Annotated in this window: 14 protein-coding genes; 8 read left to right on the top strand and 6 right to left on the bottom strand. The window is 65.0% G+C overall.

Annotated features, from left to right (window positions below; genetic code table 11):
• Positions 1-91 precede the first annotated feature (91 nt).
• Genes UNPF46_RS07220 through UNPF46_RS07210 form a run of 3 tightly spaced genes read right to left on the bottom strand, consistent with a single transcriptional unit; the run spans position 92 to position 3,619 of the window.
• Entirely contained in the window at positions 92-1,063 is a 972-nt protein-coding gene (locus tag UNPF46_RS07220; protein ID WP_100179555.1) for a CHAD domain-containing protein, read from the bottom strand.
• Positions 1,050-2,612: a bifunctional aminoglycoside phosphotransferase/ATP-binding protein gene (locus UNPF46_RS07215; protein ID WP_100181425.1), complete on the bottom strand. Its 1,563-nt coding sequence runs from the start codon at positions 2,610-2,612 to the stop codon at positions 1,050-1,052. The genes UNPF46_RS07220 and UNPF46_RS07215 overlap by 14 nt, the downstream gene beginning before the upstream one ends.
• Before the next feature lie 23 nt (positions 2,613-2,635).
• Positions 2,636-3,619: a zinc-dependent alcohol dehydrogenase family protein gene (locus tag UNPF46_RS07210; protein WP_100179554.1), complete on the bottom strand. Its 984-nt coding sequence runs from the start codon at positions 3,617-3,619 to the stop codon at positions 2,636-2,638.
• Between the two features lie 164 nt (positions 3,620-3,783).
• On the opposite strand from UNPF46_RS07210, the gene UNPF46_RS07205 reads away from it, so the two are divergent.
• Together UNPF46_RS07205 and UNPF46_RS07200 are read left to right on the top strand one after the other, a co-directional pair.
• Entirely contained in the window at positions 3,784-4,623 is an 840-nt protein-coding gene (locus UNPF46_RS07205) for a universal stress protein (RefSeq protein ID WP_142249513.1), read from the top strand.
• Between the two features lie 66 nt (positions 4,624-4,689).
• Entirely contained in the window at positions 4,690-7,383 is a 2,694-nt protein-coding gene (locus tag UNPF46_RS07200; protein ID WP_142249512.1) for a bifunctional acetate--CoA ligase family protein/GNAT family N-acetyltransferase, read from the top strand.
• A gap of 9 nt (positions 7,384-7,392) precedes the next feature.
• Here the strand turns inward: UNPF46_RS07200 and UNPF46_RS07195 are convergent, their stop codons facing one another.
• Together UNPF46_RS07195 and UNPF46_RS07190 are read right to left on the bottom strand one after the other, a co-directional pair.
• Entirely contained in the window at positions 7,393-7,893 is a 501-nt protein-coding gene (locus UNPF46_RS07195) for a phage holin family protein (protein ID WP_100179551.1), read from the bottom strand.
• Positions 7,894-8,169, bottom strand: coding sequence for a hypothetical protein (locus UNPF46_RS07190; protein ID WP_142249511.1), 276 nt, complete (start codon positions 8,167-8,169; stop codon positions 7,894-7,896).
• Between the two features lie 174 nt (positions 8,170-8,343).
• On the opposite strand from UNPF46_RS07190, the gene UNPF46_RS07185 reads away from it, so the two are divergent.
• The 3 genes from UNPF46_RS07185 to UNPF46_RS07175 are packed head-to-tail and all read left to right on the top strand — an operon-like array spanning position 8,344 to position 11,369.
• Positions 8,344-9,480 (top strand): ABC transporter permease, encoded by a 1,137-nt coding sequence (locus tag UNPF46_RS07185; RefSeq protein ID WP_100179550.1) that lies wholly within the window; start codon positions 8,344-8,346, stop codon positions 9,478-9,480.
• A 2-nt stretch (positions 9,481-9,482) separates the two neighbouring features.
• The gene (locus tag UNPF46_RS07180; protein WP_100179549.1) at positions 9,483-10,250 is read left to right on the top strand and encodes an ABC transporter ATP-binding protein; all 768 of its coding nucleotides are present in this window, start codon (positions 9,483-9,485) and stop codon (positions 10,248-10,250) included.
• 3 nt (positions 10,251-10,253) lie between these two features.
• Positions 10,254-11,369, top strand: a complete 1,116-nt coding sequence (locus UNPF46_RS07175; RefSeq protein ID WP_142249510.1) for an ABC-type transport auxiliary lipoprotein family protein — start codon at positions 10,254-10,256, stop codon at positions 11,367-11,369.
• Positions 11,370-11,375: 6 nt separating this feature from the next.
• Here UNPF46_RS07175 and UNPF46_RS07170 read toward each other — a convergent pair whose 3' ends face one another.
• Positions 11,376-11,693, bottom strand: coding sequence for a c-type cytochrome (locus UNPF46_RS07170; RefSeq protein WP_142249509.1), 318 nt, complete (start codon positions 11,691-11,693; stop codon positions 11,376-11,378).
• A gap of 153 nt (positions 11,694-11,846) precedes the next feature.
• Here UNPF46_RS07170 and UNPF46_RS07165 point away from each other — a divergent pair, with 153 nt between their 5' ends.
• The 3 genes from UNPF46_RS07165 to UNPF46_RS07155 all read left to right on the top strand — a co-directional run bounded on the left by UNPF46_RS07165 (position 11,847) and on the right by UNPF46_RS07155 (position 13,792).
• Complete coding sequence (locus UNPF46_RS07165; protein WP_100179546.1) at positions 11,847-12,560, top strand: helix-turn-helix domain-containing protein; 714 nt, start codon at positions 11,847-11,849, stop codon at positions 12,558-12,560.
• A 93-nt stretch (positions 12,561-12,653) separates the two neighbouring features.
• Entirely contained in the window at positions 12,654-12,779 is a 126-nt protein-coding gene (locus tag UNPF46_RS38520; RefSeq protein WP_283811655.1) for a hypothetical protein, read from the top strand.
• Positions 12,780-13,063: 284 nt separating this feature from the next.
• Complete coding sequence (locus tag UNPF46_RS07155; protein ID WP_028137643.1) at positions 13,064-13,792, top strand: Crp/Fnr family transcriptional regulator; 729 nt, start codon at positions 13,064-13,066, stop codon at positions 13,790-13,792.
• Positions 13,793-13,795: the final 3 nt, after the last annotated feature.

Raw genomic sequence — 13,795 nt, 5'->3', positions numbered from 1 at the left:
CGGTTCTGATTGAATCAGAACCGAAGCTCTGGATTCGTGTTTTGACGCGTTTTCTTCACGCGAACCGGTGTCCACTTCGCTCGAAAACGCTCTAAGCTTCGGGCTCGGAATTCGGCGCGAGAACAGAGGAGCGGAAAGGCTTGGTCTTGTCCAGTTTGCGGTAGGCCGCCGAGGCCGCTCGCAACAGCTTCTTTTCCCGCTTGCGGTCGAGGAAGCGATGGCTGGCATCGAGGCCGGCGCCGTTCAACGACGCCGCCAATGCCTGTCCACGCGCATCGTCGTTCAGTTGCCCGAGCGACCGTTGCGCCTTGCGCAATTTCTTGAGGATGGACTGCTGCTTCTTCAGGGCTTCCTCGGCGAACAGGTCCTGGAGCGACTCGATCGAATAGGTCATCCGCTTGTTGAGAAGCCGCAGCTTGTGGCGTTTCTCGACGTCGAGCTTGCGGAGCTTTCGCGCCTTCTTGAGCAGCGTCGTCTCCCATTCGGTCAGCCTCTGCATCGCATGTTCAGCGAGCGTCGAGCGGCGCAGTCGAATGGCCTCCTTGCTGCGCCGGGTCGACCAGGGGCCGCTCTCGATCCAGGCCGAGGTCTGCTCGACGAGGCGGCGATAGCGCGCCGATTGCAGCGCGCGCGCGAGCAGGCGGTGGCTCTCGGCCCGTTTCTCGTCCCAGTGCCGGAGCTCGGCGACCTCGACGAGTTCGCCGTCGCTCTCGGCGATCACCCGCTCGATCGCCACGTCGAGGTCCCTGACCATGCCGAGCTGGCCATTCAGCCATTTCAGTTCGGCCCAGACATGCGGCCGCTGAGCGTCGTCGACCATCGGCGAGAAGAAGCGGATGGCGGTGCGCAGATGCGTGAGCGCAATGCGAATCTGATGGAGCGCGTCGGGATCGCCGCGGCAGGTGCCGTCATGCTGGGCGAGGACGGCCGCGAGGTGGCGGCGCGCGATGATCCGGAACGCCGTATCGCAGGCCATGCCGGGACTGAGGCGGCCGGGCAAGGCATTCCGCCGTGCCGCTGGCGTGAGACGAGCGGCCGTCGAGGTCGTGCTAGGTCGCGCCATCTTTGCCCGCACCAATCAGATTGCCCTGCTTGCCTTCAGCGATCGCGTCCCGGCAGTTCTGGAGCGTCTGCTCTTGCGTCCCGGATGCATCGACGGTCGCCCAACCGACATGACCGATATTATAGTGCTCTTGCAGCGCGGCAACCTCTTGCGTGGCGTCGGATGCGTCGCCCCGGCGGCTTCCGATCCGCATCTGCCGGGTCGCAAGGTCTGCAACCAGGAACAGGCCGTTCAGCGGCACCTTGCTCTTGCGCGCCAGTGCCGAGATCGCGTCCCGTTCGTCCTCACGCGCGAACACGCCGTCGATGATTGCCGAATGGCCTTGCGCCAGCACCCGGCGGGCGAGTTGAACCAGCCTGTCGTAGACGCGGCCCGCGTGCTCCGACGTGTAGGCGGACGGCGGCAGGCGGTGGGTGTCTTCGACGCCGAACATCTGCTTGCGGACGATGTCGCTGCGCAGCACGACGGCTCCGGGCGGTGGTGCGACGAGGGGCGCGAGTGCTTGCGCCAGAACCGTCTTGCCGGTGCCTGACAATCCGCCGACCGCAATCAGGCGCGGAGCGGCCGGATGGATCAGCGTCCTGGCGAGGTCGAAATAGCGTTGGGCCTCATCCAGAATGCCGGGGTCATCGGAGTGCGGCGGCCTCAGCCGTGCCAGAGCCACCTGGGCGCGGATCGCGGCCCGTATGGACATGAACAACGGCAGAAGCGCGAGCGCGTCGAGATTGTCGGCAGATGTCGCGGCGAGATAACGGTTCAGGACGATGTTGGCGGCGCTGGGCTGATTGTGGTGCAGCAGATCCATCAGCGTGAATGCGATATCATAGAGCACGTCGACGGTTGCCATCTGCGCATCGAACTCGATGGCGTCGAACAGAACGGGCCGGCCATCGAGCAGCACGATGTTTGCCAGGTGCAGATCGCCGTGGCAGCGGCGCACGAAGCCCTGACGGCCGCGCTCCGCGATCAGGGAACGGAGGCGCAAGAACGCCTCGTGCGATGCCTTGTCGAGCTTGTCGATCTCGTCAGCGTTGAAACTGCCGCCTGTCCGCAGGCCGTGACTGTTGCCGTCGATCAAGGCAGGGATGGACGAGACCCACGCTTTTCCGTCGGCGTGAATCGCCGCCGCGTGCGAAGCCACAATCGCGTCGGCGGCAGCCGAGGCCAGTTTCGCATCCAACGGCCCGGTCTTTGCCAGATGATCCAGCGTCCTGCTTTCGTCGAAACGCGACATATCGACCGCGTACTCGATCGGCCGGCCGGGACCGTCGACCTGCACCGACCCATCCGGCTCTTCCGTGATCGCGACGACGCGATGATAGATCTGCGGCGCCAGCGGCCGGTTGATCCTGATTTCCTCCTCGCAAGCGGCCTTGCGTTTCTCGAGCGTCGAGTAGTCGAGGAAGGGAAACTTCACGGCACGCTTGATCTTCAGCGCGCGCTTGCCGTCGAGGAACACCGCGGCGCCATGCGTGTCGATCCGCGTCACGCCGGGATGGTCGGTCAGCGTCCGGAAGATCCGCTCCTGGGGCGCCATTTCATCTGTCATGGAACGAGCATCCGTAAGCACCATCAGGGCGTCAGCACGGCCGCGCCGAGAATCTGACCGGCTCGCAGCATGTTCAGGACGTCGTTGGCCTGGTGAAGCGGAAATGCCGTCGTTTCCGTGCGCACGCCGGCTTGCGGAGCGATCTTGAGAAAATCCAGGCCATCCTGCCGGGTCAGGTTGGCGACCGAGACCAACTGCCGTTCCTGCCAGAGCAGATCATAGGGAAAGCCTGGAATGTCGGTCATGTGGATGCCGGCGCATACGACGCGACCGCCTTTGCGGACCGCGCGCAACGCGGCCGGGACAAGTTCGCCAGATGGTGCGTAGATGATGGCCGCGTCGAGCGGCTCCTCGGGCACCTCGTCGGATGCCCCCGCCCAGACCGCGCCGAGACGACGGGCAAGGTCTTGTGCGGCAGCATCGCCGCGGCGCGTGAAGGCATGGACGGATCGCCCTTGCCAGCGCGCGACCTGCGCGATGATGTGGCCGGCCGCGCCGAAGCCGTAGAGGCCGAGCCGTTCGGCGGGGCCAGCCAGCACCAGCGAGCGCCAGCCGATCAGCCCCGCGCACAACAGAGGCGCAATCTCCACGTCGTCGCCTTCCTCGCCGAGGGGAAAGGCGTAGCGTGCGTCGGCGATGGTGTGGGTGGCATAGCCGCCATCGCGCGTGTAGCCGGTGAACAGCGGCGCATCACACAGGTTTTCCATGCCGTCCCGGCAGAAGCGACAATGTCCGCAGGTGAAGCCGAGCCAGGGAATGCCGACCCGATCACCCGGCGCATGCGTTGCGACGTTCGGACCCACGAGATCGACCCGGCCGACGATCTCGTGACCGGGCACGATCGGATAGCGAATATCGGGCAGCTCGGCATCGACGAGGTGAAGATCGGTCCGGCATACGCCGCAGGCGCTGATCTTCACCCGGAGCTGACCCTCGCCGGGTATCGGGTCGGGCCGCTCCTCTATCTCGAGCCGCGTTCGTGGGGCCGGCAACACCATCGCACGCATGAGCTTCTCCGGGGCAACCGCTCCCACTGGATTATCCGTAGAACAACCGGGCGGCCAGTCCTTGATGCCGGTCAACGCCTGTTCTGGCCGAAGTTCCCCTGGCTTGACGAGGATCAAGCAGCTCGACCAGAGCCGGCCTATTGTGGCGGCCAAGGAGAATCCCGATGCCGATCAAGGATGTCTTTATGCCGCTTGTCGGCCAGCCGCGCGGGGCGGCGCTGGCTGCGATCGACAAATGCGTGGCCGTCGCCGCCGAACTCGGCGCCAGGATCACCGCGCTCGCGCTCGAGGAAGAAGTTTTTGAGCGGCCGAAGGTGATGCTGCCCTACGATCGCGAAGCCGCGGAAGCCGGCAGCTCGTGCGAGGTGAGCGACATGCAGCAGCTTCTGAACGCATTCACGAGTGCGACGTCCCGCGCCAAGATTCTCGCCCGGAGCCGAACGGGCAAGGTGCCGGCGGACCAGATCGCGGCGGTCGTGGCCGAGCACGCCCGTTTCAGCGATCTCACGCTGCTTCCCGTGAAGCCGCACGACAGTCGGACAGAGAGCATTGTCGAAGCTTTCCTGTTCGGATCCGGCCGACCGCTCCTGCTATGCCCGGAACATCTCGCGAACGAGCTTCGGCCCAAATTCGAGAATGTCGTGATCGCCTGGGATCACTCCGCGCGTGCGGCGCGTGCGACCGGCGACGCGCTGCCGGTCCTGCAGGCGGCGGCGACCGTCCGCGTGGTGACCGTGGCGGATGACAAGACCGATGCGATCGTGCAATCCGGAACCGCCCTGGTCGATCATCTCAGGGAGCACGGTGTCCATGCTTCGTTCGAAACGGTGAAAGGCCGCGGCAGCTCGATCGGCAAGGTCCTGGAAAACTTCGTGAATTCCCATGATATGGACGCCATCGTGATGGGCGCCTATCATCATTCGCGTCTGAACGAGATCGTCTGGGGCGGTGTGACAAAGACCGTCATTGGCCAGCCACCGTGCTGGGTTATGATCTCACACTAGGCTCGCCATTCGTCCCGACTGATCGTCAACCATCGGAACCGTCGCCGACCGGGCGCATTTGATTTCATGTCAACCTATCGTCTGAACAACCTGCTGGCGCCGCGTTCGGTTGCGCTTGTCGGAGCCAGCGCTCGTCCGGTCTCGGTGGGACGCGCCGTTCTGGAGAACGTTCGCAAGGCCCAATTCAAGGGGCGGTTCGGCCTCGTCAATCCACGCCATGCGGAAATCGGCGGCATGGCGGCGGTGAAGAGTCTGGACGCCTTGGACTTCGTGCCAGAACTCGTGGTCATCACCGCGCCGGCGCGCGAGATCCCCTGCATCATCGACCAGGCCGGGCGCCGCGGCACGGCGGGCGCTTTGATCGTCTCGGCCGGGCTCGGCCATGGACCGGGATCTCTGCACGAGGCTGCCATCGCAGCGGCCGGTAGATACGGCATGCGGCTGATCGGACCGAACTGCCTCGGCATCATGATGCCCGGGGTCAGCCTGAATGCCAGCTTTGCCGCGCATATGCCGGGGGCGGGCAGCCTCGCGCTGATCTCGCAATCGGGGGCGATCGCCGCCGGCATGGTCGATTGGGCTGCGCAGCGCGGCGTCGGCTTCTCCGGCATCGTCTCGATCGGCGATCAGATCGACGTCGACATTGCCGATCTGCTCGACTATTTCGCGATGGATCACAAGACCCGCGCGATCCTGCTCTATATCGAGTCCATCAAGGACGCACGCAAGTTCATGTCGGCGGCGCGCGCGGCCGCGCGCGTGAAGCCCGTCGTCGTGGTGAAGTCCGGTCGCATGGCGCAGGGCGCGAAAGCCGCGGCGACCCACACCGGCGCGCTCGCTGGCGCCGACGCCGTCTATGACGCGGCGTTCCGCCGCGCGGGCGTCCTGCGGGTGTCGGACCTGCGCGAGCTGTTCGATTGTGCCGAGACGCTCGGCCGTGTCGAATCGCCGACCGGAAAGCGTCTCGCCATCCTGACCAATGGCGGCGGCATCGGCGTGCTCGCCGTCGATCGACTGGTCGAGCTCGGTGGAATTCCGGCGACCCTCTCGGCGGAGGCGCGCGAGAAGCTCGACGCGGCGCTGCCGCCGACCTGGTCCGGTGCAAATCCCGTCGACATCGTCGGCGACGCCGACGCCGCGCGCTATGCGGCGGCGCTGGAGGTGCTGCTGGCCGATCGCGACAATGACGCGGTCCTGGTCCTCAACGTGCAAACGGCCATCGCCTCGGCGGCCGAGATCGCCGCCACCGTGACGGAGCTCGTCGGTAAGTATCGAAAGGAGCACAGCCGATGGGCCAAGCCGGTGCTGGCCGCCTGGGTCGGTGCCGATCAGCAGATCATTCAGGCGCTTTCCGGCGCCGGCGTGCCGAACTATCCGACCGAGGACGACGCCGTGCGCGGCTTCATGCATCTGGTCCGCCACCGCGAAGTGGTGGAGGAGCTGAGCCAGGTTCCTCCAGCGATGCCCGACACGTTCGTTCCCGACGCCCGGGGGGCGAGGGAGATCGTCACCGCCGCGATCGCCGACGGTCGCGAATGGCTCGAGCCGGTCGAGATCAAGAACCTGCTCGAAGCGTATGACATCGCGATGGTGCCGACCTATGCGGCAGCAGATGTCGAGCAGGCGGTAGGCTATGCAAACGAGATCTTCGCACAGGGTGACACCGTCGTGCTGAAGATCATGTCGCGGGACATCACCCACAAATCCGATGTCGGCGGCGTCGTTCTCAATCTGACCACGCCTGACGCCGTGCGAGGGGCTGCGGCGAACATTCTCGCGCGGGCGAAGAAGCTGCGGCCCGAGGCCCGGATCGGCGGCGTCATCGTCCAGGCCATGGTCGTCAAGGCCAAAGCGCGCGAGCTGATCCTGGGACTGGCCGACGATCCCACTTTCGGCACCGTTGTCGTGTTCGGCCGTGGCGGCACAGCGGTGGAGATCATCAACGACAAGGCCCTTGCGCTGCCGCCGCTGGATTTGCAGCTCGCCCGCGACCTGATCGACCGCACCCGCGTATCGCGGCTGCTAAAGGCCTACCGCGATGTGCCGGCGGTCAAGCAAGATGCGGTGGCCATGGTGCTGGTCAAGCTGGCACAGATGGCGGCTGACATTCCCGAAATCCGCGAATTCGACATCAATCCGCTGCTCGCGGACGAAACCGGCGTGACCGCGGTCGATGCCCGTGTCGCGGTCGGCCCGCCGCAACGGAAGTTTGCCGGCTCCGGCCCGGCCAATTTCGCCGTTCGCGCCTATCCATCGCAATGGGAGCGCCGCCTCAAGCTCAAGGACGACTGGCGCATCTTCGCGCGGCCCATGCGCCCCGAGGACGAGCCGACCATCCACGAATTCCTGCGTCACGTCACGCCGCACGATCTTCGCCTGCGCTTCTTTGCGCCGATGAAGGAGTTTACCCACGAGTTCATCGCGCGCCTGACCCAGCTCGATTATGCGCGCGCGATGGCCTTCATCGCATTCGACGAGGCCACGGGCGAAATGGTCGGCGTGGTCCGGCTCCATTCAGATTCGATCTACGAGAGCGGCGAATACGCGATCCTGCTGCGCTCCGATCTCAAGGGCAGGGGGCTCGGCTGGGCGCTCATGCAGCTCATCATCAACTATGCCAAGTCGGAAGGGCTGAAAGTCATCTCGGGCGACGTTCTCAAGGAGAACACCGTGATGCTCGAAATGTGCCGACAGCTCGGCTTCGAGGTCAAGCCGGATCCGGCCGAACCCGATATCTGCGACGTCAAGCTGACCCTTTGAGGACGCCCGTCAGGAATCCGCTTCGGCCGACCCTGCCGCCGCGGATGTCTTGGCGGACGTCCTGGCAGTCGATCGCAAGTTCTTCACGATGATCGCGATCAGCGGCACCAGCACCGGCACGATCGTACTGAGCGGATGATGCACCGCGCCCGACATCTGGGCCTGGAACGCGCGCGCCTCGAACTGGAGCGCTTCGATGGACGAGTCGTGGATTTCGTTGGCGAGCTCGATGTCACGGCCCGACGGAGCGCGGCCGGCGATGACGAAGAGAGCCGCCGCGATGACGAAATTGACGGCTCCGAGGATGGCCGCGGCGGCAATCGCGCTCCAGATCTGGACCAGCGCGAAATAGGCCGACAGCTCCAGCATCAGAAGCCCGAACGCTGCGATCAGGGCTGCAAAGGCGCGCAGGCCGAGCCCGATTAGCAAATGGCGGAGCCGGATGTCCGCAATGATCCTGTCGGTGCGCCACAGTGCGCGCAGATGTTTGACCACATTCTCGGTATTCACCTAGTGTCTCCTCAGCATGAAGCCGACAACCACGCCGAGCGCGAAGGCGGAGGCGAGCGATGTGATCGGACGGTCCGCAATGAGGCCCTGAAGCTGCTCCTGCTCTTCCTCGACGGTCTCGCCGAGCTCGGTCAGTGCGGCCCTGATCTGGTCGGCGAGCGCTTCGGCGCGATCTTTCGAGCTCTCGTACATCTCCTCGCCGGCGGTGCTCAGCAAGCGCGTGACGTCGATCTTCAGCGCGCGTAGTTCTTCGCTCATCCTGTCGCTGTTGAACATGGACTTGATATCCCCATTGAACGGACGCAAGCCTAGGGGCCGCGCGCGCGATCGCGCTTGATTTGCGTCAATCGGCAGGGCGGCTCAGCGCTTGAGACAGGTCAAGCCGGCCGCCATAAGCTGGCCTAGAAATACCGTCTGAATGGGGACCGATTGTCCCGACGAGGTGGAAGCGTGAACCACGAACCGCTATTGCTCGCGACGCCGTCCGGCGACGTGCTGAACTTGCGCCCCGAAGGGCCCTGGACCGCCGCGAATGTGGTGACGCTCGAGACCTTGTCCCGATCGGTCGGGACCGACGTCGATCGCTCGCGCGCCGTCACGCTGGACATGTCCGGTGTCAGTGCGCTCGACACGCTCGGCGCCTGGGTCCTGGAAAAACTGTCGCGCAGGGCCGCATCGTCAGGCAGATCGGCCGAATTCGTCGGCGTCGCCGATCATTTCAGCGGGCTGCTGGAAGAGGTGCGCCAGGTCAACCTCCACACGCCGGCTCCGGCGGCTGTGCCCAATCCGGTGCTGGCGAGGCTCGGCGATCTCGGCAAGTCCACCGTTGGCGCGCGGGAGGACATCACGATCTTCCTGCAGATGCTCGGCGCATTGTTCATGGCCATCATCGGCGTGCTGCGCCGGCCGCGTTCGCTGCGGCTGACCTCGCTGGTCTATCAGCTCTACCGCATCGGGTGGCAGGCGATCCCCATCGTAGCGCTGATCACCTTCCTGATCGGCGCCATCATCGCGCAGCAGGGTTTCTTCCATTTCCGCCGGTTCGGTGCGGAATCCTATACCGTCGACATGGTCGGCATCCTGGTGCTGCGCGAGCTCGGCGTGCTCATCGTCGCCATCATGGTCGCCGGCCGGTCCGGCAGCGCCTACACCGCCGAGCTCGGCTCGATGAAGATGCGCGAGGAGATCGACGCGCTCTCGACCATGGGGCTCGATCCCGTCGACGTCCTGATCCTGCCGCGCGTTGCGGCCCTGATCATCGCGCTGCCGATTCTCACCTTCATCGGTTCGATTGCCGCGCTCTATGGCGGCGGTCTCGTCGCTCAGTTCTATGGCGACATGGGTCCGGCGATCTACATCGCGCGGCTGCACGAGGCCATCTCCGTCACCCATTTCGAGGTGGGCATCCTGAAGGCGCCGTTCATGGCGCTGGTGATCGGGATCGTGGCTTGCAGCGAGGGATTGCGCGTCAAGGGCAGCGCGGAATCGCTCGGGCGACAGACCACGACGTCGGTGGTGAAATCGATCTTCCTGGTGATCGTGCTCGACGGCCTGTTCGCGGTCTTCTTTGCCTCGATCGGAATGTGAAGATGGACGCATCGCAAGACCAGTTCGCGATCCGCGTCCGGGACCTCGTGGTCGGCTTCGGCCGCCAGACCGTGCTGGACCATCTGTCGCTCGACGTCCGCCGGGGCGAGATCCTCGGACTGGTGGGGGCATCCGGCGGCGGCAAGTCGGTCTTGATGCGAACCATCATCGGCCTCATCCCGCGCCGGGGCGGGACCATCGAAGTCATGGGACAACCCACCGGCGGCCATGGTCGAGGCGCAGCCACGATATGGGGCATCTTGTTCCAGCAGGGCGCGCTGTTCTCCTCGCTGACGGTCCGGCAGAACATCCAGTTTCCGTTACGCGAAAATCTCGTCCTGTCGCAGGAGCTGATGGACGAGATCGCGATCGCCAAGCTTGAAATGGTCGGCTTGCGCGCTCAGGACGCCGACAAATATCCGTCAGAGCTGTCCGGCGGCATGACCAAGCGCGTCGCGCTGGCGCGCGCGCTCGCGCTCGACCCGCCGATCCTGTTCCTGGACGAGCCGACCTCCGGCCTCGATCCGATCGCCGCCGGCGATTTCGACGCGCTGATCAAGACCCTGCAAAAGACGCTGGGGCTGACCGTGTTCATGGTGACCCACGATCTTGCGAGCCTCACCACGGTCTGCGACCGCGTCGCCGCGCTCGCCGACGGCAAGATCGTGGCGATCGGCCCGATGCGCGAATTGCTGCAATCCGAGCATCCCTGGGTGCGCGCCTATTTCCACGGCAAGCGCTCGCAGATGCTGCAACACGAGATGAGATGAGACATGGAAACCCGCGCTCCCTACGTGCTGATCGGCAGTTTCGTGCTGGCCGCGATCCTCGCGGTGTTCGGCTTCGTCTATTGGCTGAACAACACCGGCGGCATCGGGCCGCGCACGAACTACCACGTGCAATTCCAGGGGCCGGTCCCTGGCCTGCTGGTCGGTGCCGGCGTGCTGTTCAACGGCATTCGGGTCGGTGAGGTGACCCAGCTCGGGCTCGCGCCGGACAATCCGCGTTTCGTCAACGCCACGATTTCGGTCGCGACCGCGACGCCAGTCCGCTCCGACACCAAGGTCGGTCTCGAATTCCAGGGCCTGACCGGCGTGCCGGTGGTGACGTTGGAGGGCGGACTGATCGTCGCCAAGTCCGGTGACAAGTCCGGCGAGCCGCCGACCTTGATCGCCGAGGCCGGCGCCGGCCAGAGCATGACGCAGGCGGCGCGCGATGCGCTGCGGCGGGTCGACACGGTGCTTCAGGACAATTCCGGCCCGCTCAAGGACACCATCGCGAATTTCAAGACCTTCTCCGAGGGGCTCGCGCGCAATACCGGCAAGATCGACGGCATTCTGGCGGGCCTGGAAAAGATGACCGGCGGTGGCGTCCCTGCGCAGAAGGTCACCTACGACCTGCACACGCCGCAGAATCTCGGCCCCGCCGGCAAGACGCTGTCGGCATCACTGGCCATTCCCGAGCCGAGCGCGGTCGCCATGCTGCAGACCCAGCGCATGCTGTTCGCGCCCGTTGGGGACCGGCCGGGCTTTGCCGACTTCCTCTGGGCCGACAGCATTCCGAAATTGGTGCAGGCGCGCCTGATCGACAGCTTCGAGAATTACGACATCGCCCACGCCCCGCTGCGCACGAGCGATCTCGGTCAGGCGGATTACCAGCTCCTGATCGACATCAGGCGCTTCCGGATCGCCACGGAGGGCGAGGCAAGGGTCGAGATCGAACTGTCGGCACGGATCGTCGACAAGAGCGGCAAGGTGGTTGCTTCGCGCCTGGTCGAGACCAGCGAGAAGCTCGACAAGGTCGAGCCGGCCGCTTCGGTTGCCGCCTTCGATGCGGCCTTTGCTCGCATCGCCAAGGAGCTGATCGGCTGGACCGTGCAGGCGGTGTAACGCCGTCTATTCCAGCGTCTTCAGGTAGGACAGAAGGTCGTGGATCTGGTCCGGACTGAGCTCGAAGGCCGGCATGTCGGCGTGACCGGTATAGATCCCCTCCGCCAGCGCCTCGCCAAGGGTCTCGATCGGGTAGCGCTGATGCAGGATCCGCAGCGGGGGCGCGCCCTCGAGCGGGCTGCGGGAGGCGCGGTCGATCGCGTGGCAGCGGGCGCAATTGGCCCTTGCAAAGGCCTTGCCGCGCTGTTCGGCGGTCGGGGCCGCCAGCGCAGGTGTCATCAGAAGCAGCCCAATCAGACCGTGACGCAGGGCGCCTTGCAGCATGGAACGTGATCCCGTCGAACTCTGGAGCAGAATAAGACGGGGATGCCACTCAAATTTGATCTGAGTCAATTGGCTTTGGCGCAGTGCAGTAAAATGCCCTCCGCGCGGTGGACTCGGCCTGGGGCCGGGGGCAGCCGGCGCGGGGAGCGGTGGATGAAGCCTTCCGTGGTCATGATTGAGCCGAACGGACATTTTTGCAGCGATTGTGCCGTGCGCGGTGCGGCGGTTTGTTCGTCGCTGAATGCGGCCGAGCTCAGGGAGTTCGAGCATCTCGGGCGCCGCGTCCATTTTGACGGAGGCGAGACCGTGTTCTCCGAGGAGGACATCACGACCTCGTTCTACAACGTTCTCGAAGGCGTCATGCGGCTGTACAAGCTGCTGCCAGACGGCCGCCGGCAGATCGTCGGTTTTGCCTTGCCCGGCGATTTCCTGGGAATGAACATATCCGGCCGGCATAATTTTTCCGCCGATGCGATCGGCGTCGTGACCGTGTGCCAGTTCGCCAAAGCCCCGTTCGGTCGCTTTATCGAAGACCGGCCGCAGCTGCTCAAGCGGATCAACGAGCTGGCGATTCGCGAGTTGAGCCAGGCGCGCGACCATATGGTGCTGCTCGGCCGTCGTTCGGCCGACGAGAAGGTCGCGACCTTTCTGCTCAGCTGGCGCGAACGGCTGGTCGCGCTCAAGGGGCTGTCCGACACGGTTCCGCTTCCCATGAGCCGTCAGGACATCGCCGACTATCTCGGTCTGACCATCGAAACCGTCAGCCGCACCTTCACCAAGCTGGAGCGTCACGGCGTGATCGAGATCATTCACGGCGGCATCAGCCTGCTCGATCCCGCGCGCGCAGAGGCGCTGGCCGCAGCCTGACGGTCCGTTCGCGACGCTCTGGCATTCTTGATCTCGATCAATGACGTTGGCCGGCTGCGGCAAAATAATGCCCCAAATTATCGGGAGGGGATGATGCCTGCTGACGCGTTGCTGGTAACCGTTGTCGTCGTCGCGATCTTCGTCGTATTTGCCGCAGCCTTGGCTTACGCGGACCGGCAGACCAGCTCAGGCCGGATCGATTCGGATTCCAAGCGCTGAAGCTCCCGAGGTCCTAGCTAATCCGCCTGGAGGCGCTGACGGCTGACGCCCGTCCGGCCGGCTTCGGCGTTCGTCAGCGCCTCAACGCAACTACGGCTCGCGCGGCCTGCAACTCTGCATCGACCAAAACGCATCGGCGCATCCTTCGGATGCGGGCTTCGGGCTCGACCGCGGCTTTTTCGCGGCATTTGCCTCAAAACACGCGCGTGCTTTCCGGTTGAAAAGCCTGATAACGTTGACTACGCAGGAACATCAGTGCCTCGCAGTCTTAGGAGCCCCGCGGCGTGCCTCAGGACAAGACCGGCGACCCCCGACAGTCGGCGGGCAACAAACTATCGGTCCTGCGCAAGCACCCGATCTTCGCTGATCTGGAGCCCGAGGCGCTCGATCAGCTCTGCCGCTACGCCAAGCACACCACCGTCAAGCGCGGTGCGACGATCGCCGCCAAGGGCGATCCCGGCAACAATCTGTTCGCGGTGATCTCGGGGACGGTGAAGATCTCCTCCTCCTCCCCGGATGGGCGGAACGCCATTCTCAATCTGATCGGCCCCGGAGAGATTTTTGGCGAGATCGCGGTGCTCGACGGCGCGCCGAGATCGGCTGACGCGACTGCCAACACCAATTGCGAGCTCTACATCATCGACCGCCGGGACTTCCTTCCGTTCGTGAAGAGTCAGCCGGCGCTGGCGATGAAGTTCATCGAGCTGCTCTGCGCGCGTCTGCGCTGGACCAGCCAGCAGGTCGAGCAGGTGATCCTGCAGAATCTGCCGGGCCGGCTGGCGAGCGCGCTGCTCGGTCTCACCGAGGAGCGCAAGTTCGATTCCGGCAGCGGCACGCTCGCCATCACGCAGCAGGAGATCAGCGAGATGGTGGGGATGACGCGCGAGAGCATCAACAAGCAATTGCGCGCCTGGGCCGGCCGCAACTGGGTTCGCCTCGAGCACGGTGCCATCGTCGTGCTCGACACCGACGCGCTGCGCGAGCTCGCCGAGAGCGGCCTCGACGGCGAGTGACGC

It is taken from the genome of Bradyrhizobium sp. UNPF46 (assembly GCF_006658625.1).
Lineage (GTDB): Bacteria > Pseudomonadota > Alphaproteobacteria > Rhizobiales > Xanthobacteraceae > Bradyrhizobium > Bradyrhizobium nitroreducens.
The sequence above is the reverse complement of the archived record's forward strand: the minus strand, read 5'-3'. Positions and strand labels throughout refer to the sequence as shown.

What these genes read in the sequence shown, in the direction of transcription:
- UNPF46_RS07200 (WP_142249512.1), top strand. Translation starts at nt 4,690, where the DNA reads ATGTCAACCTATCGTCTGAACAACCTGCTGGCGCCGCGTTCGGTTGCG.
- UNPF46_RS07210 (WP_100179554.1), bottom strand. Translation starts at nt 3,619, where the DNA reads ATGCGTGCGATGGTGTTGCCGGCCCCACGAACGCGGCTCGAGATAGAG.
- UNPF46_RS07170 (WP_142249509.1), bottom strand. Translation starts at nt 11,693, where the DNA reads ATGCTGCAAGGCGCCCTGCGTCACGGTCTGATTGGGCTGCTTCTGATG.
- UNPF46_RS07220 (WP_100179555.1), bottom strand. Translation starts at nt 1,063, where the DNA reads ATGGCGCGACCTAGCACGACCTCGACGGCCGCTCGTCTCACGCCAGCG.
- UNPF46_RS07175 (WP_142249510.1), top strand. Translation starts at nt 10,254, where the DNA reads ATGGAAACCCGCGCTCCCTACGTGCTGATCGGCAGTTTCGTGCTGGCC.
- UNPF46_RS07180 (WP_100179549.1), top strand. Translation starts at nt 9,483, where the DNA reads ATGGACGCATCGCAAGACCAGTTCGCGATCCGCGTCCGGGACCTCGTG.
- UNPF46_RS07165 (WP_100179546.1), top strand. Translation starts at nt 11,847, where the DNA reads ATGAAGCCTTCCGTGGTCATGATTGAGCCGAACGGACATTTTTGCAGC.
- UNPF46_RS07205 (WP_142249513.1), top strand. Translation starts at nt 3,784, where the DNA reads ATGCCGATCAAGGATGTCTTTATGCCGCTTGTCGGCCAGCCGCGCGGG.
- UNPF46_RS07215 (WP_100181425.1), bottom strand. Translation starts at nt 2,612, where the DNA reads ATGACAGATGAAATGGCGCCCCAGGAGCGGATCTTCCGGACGCTGACC.
- UNPF46_RS38520 (WP_283811655.1), top strand. Translation starts at nt 12,654, where the DNA reads ATGCCTGCTGACGCGTTGCTGGTAACCGTTGTCGTCGTCGCGATCTTC.
- UNPF46_RS07190 (WP_142249511.1), bottom strand. Translation starts at nt 8,169, where the DNA reads ATGTTCAACAGCGACAGGATGAGCGAAGAACTACGCGCGCTGAAGATC.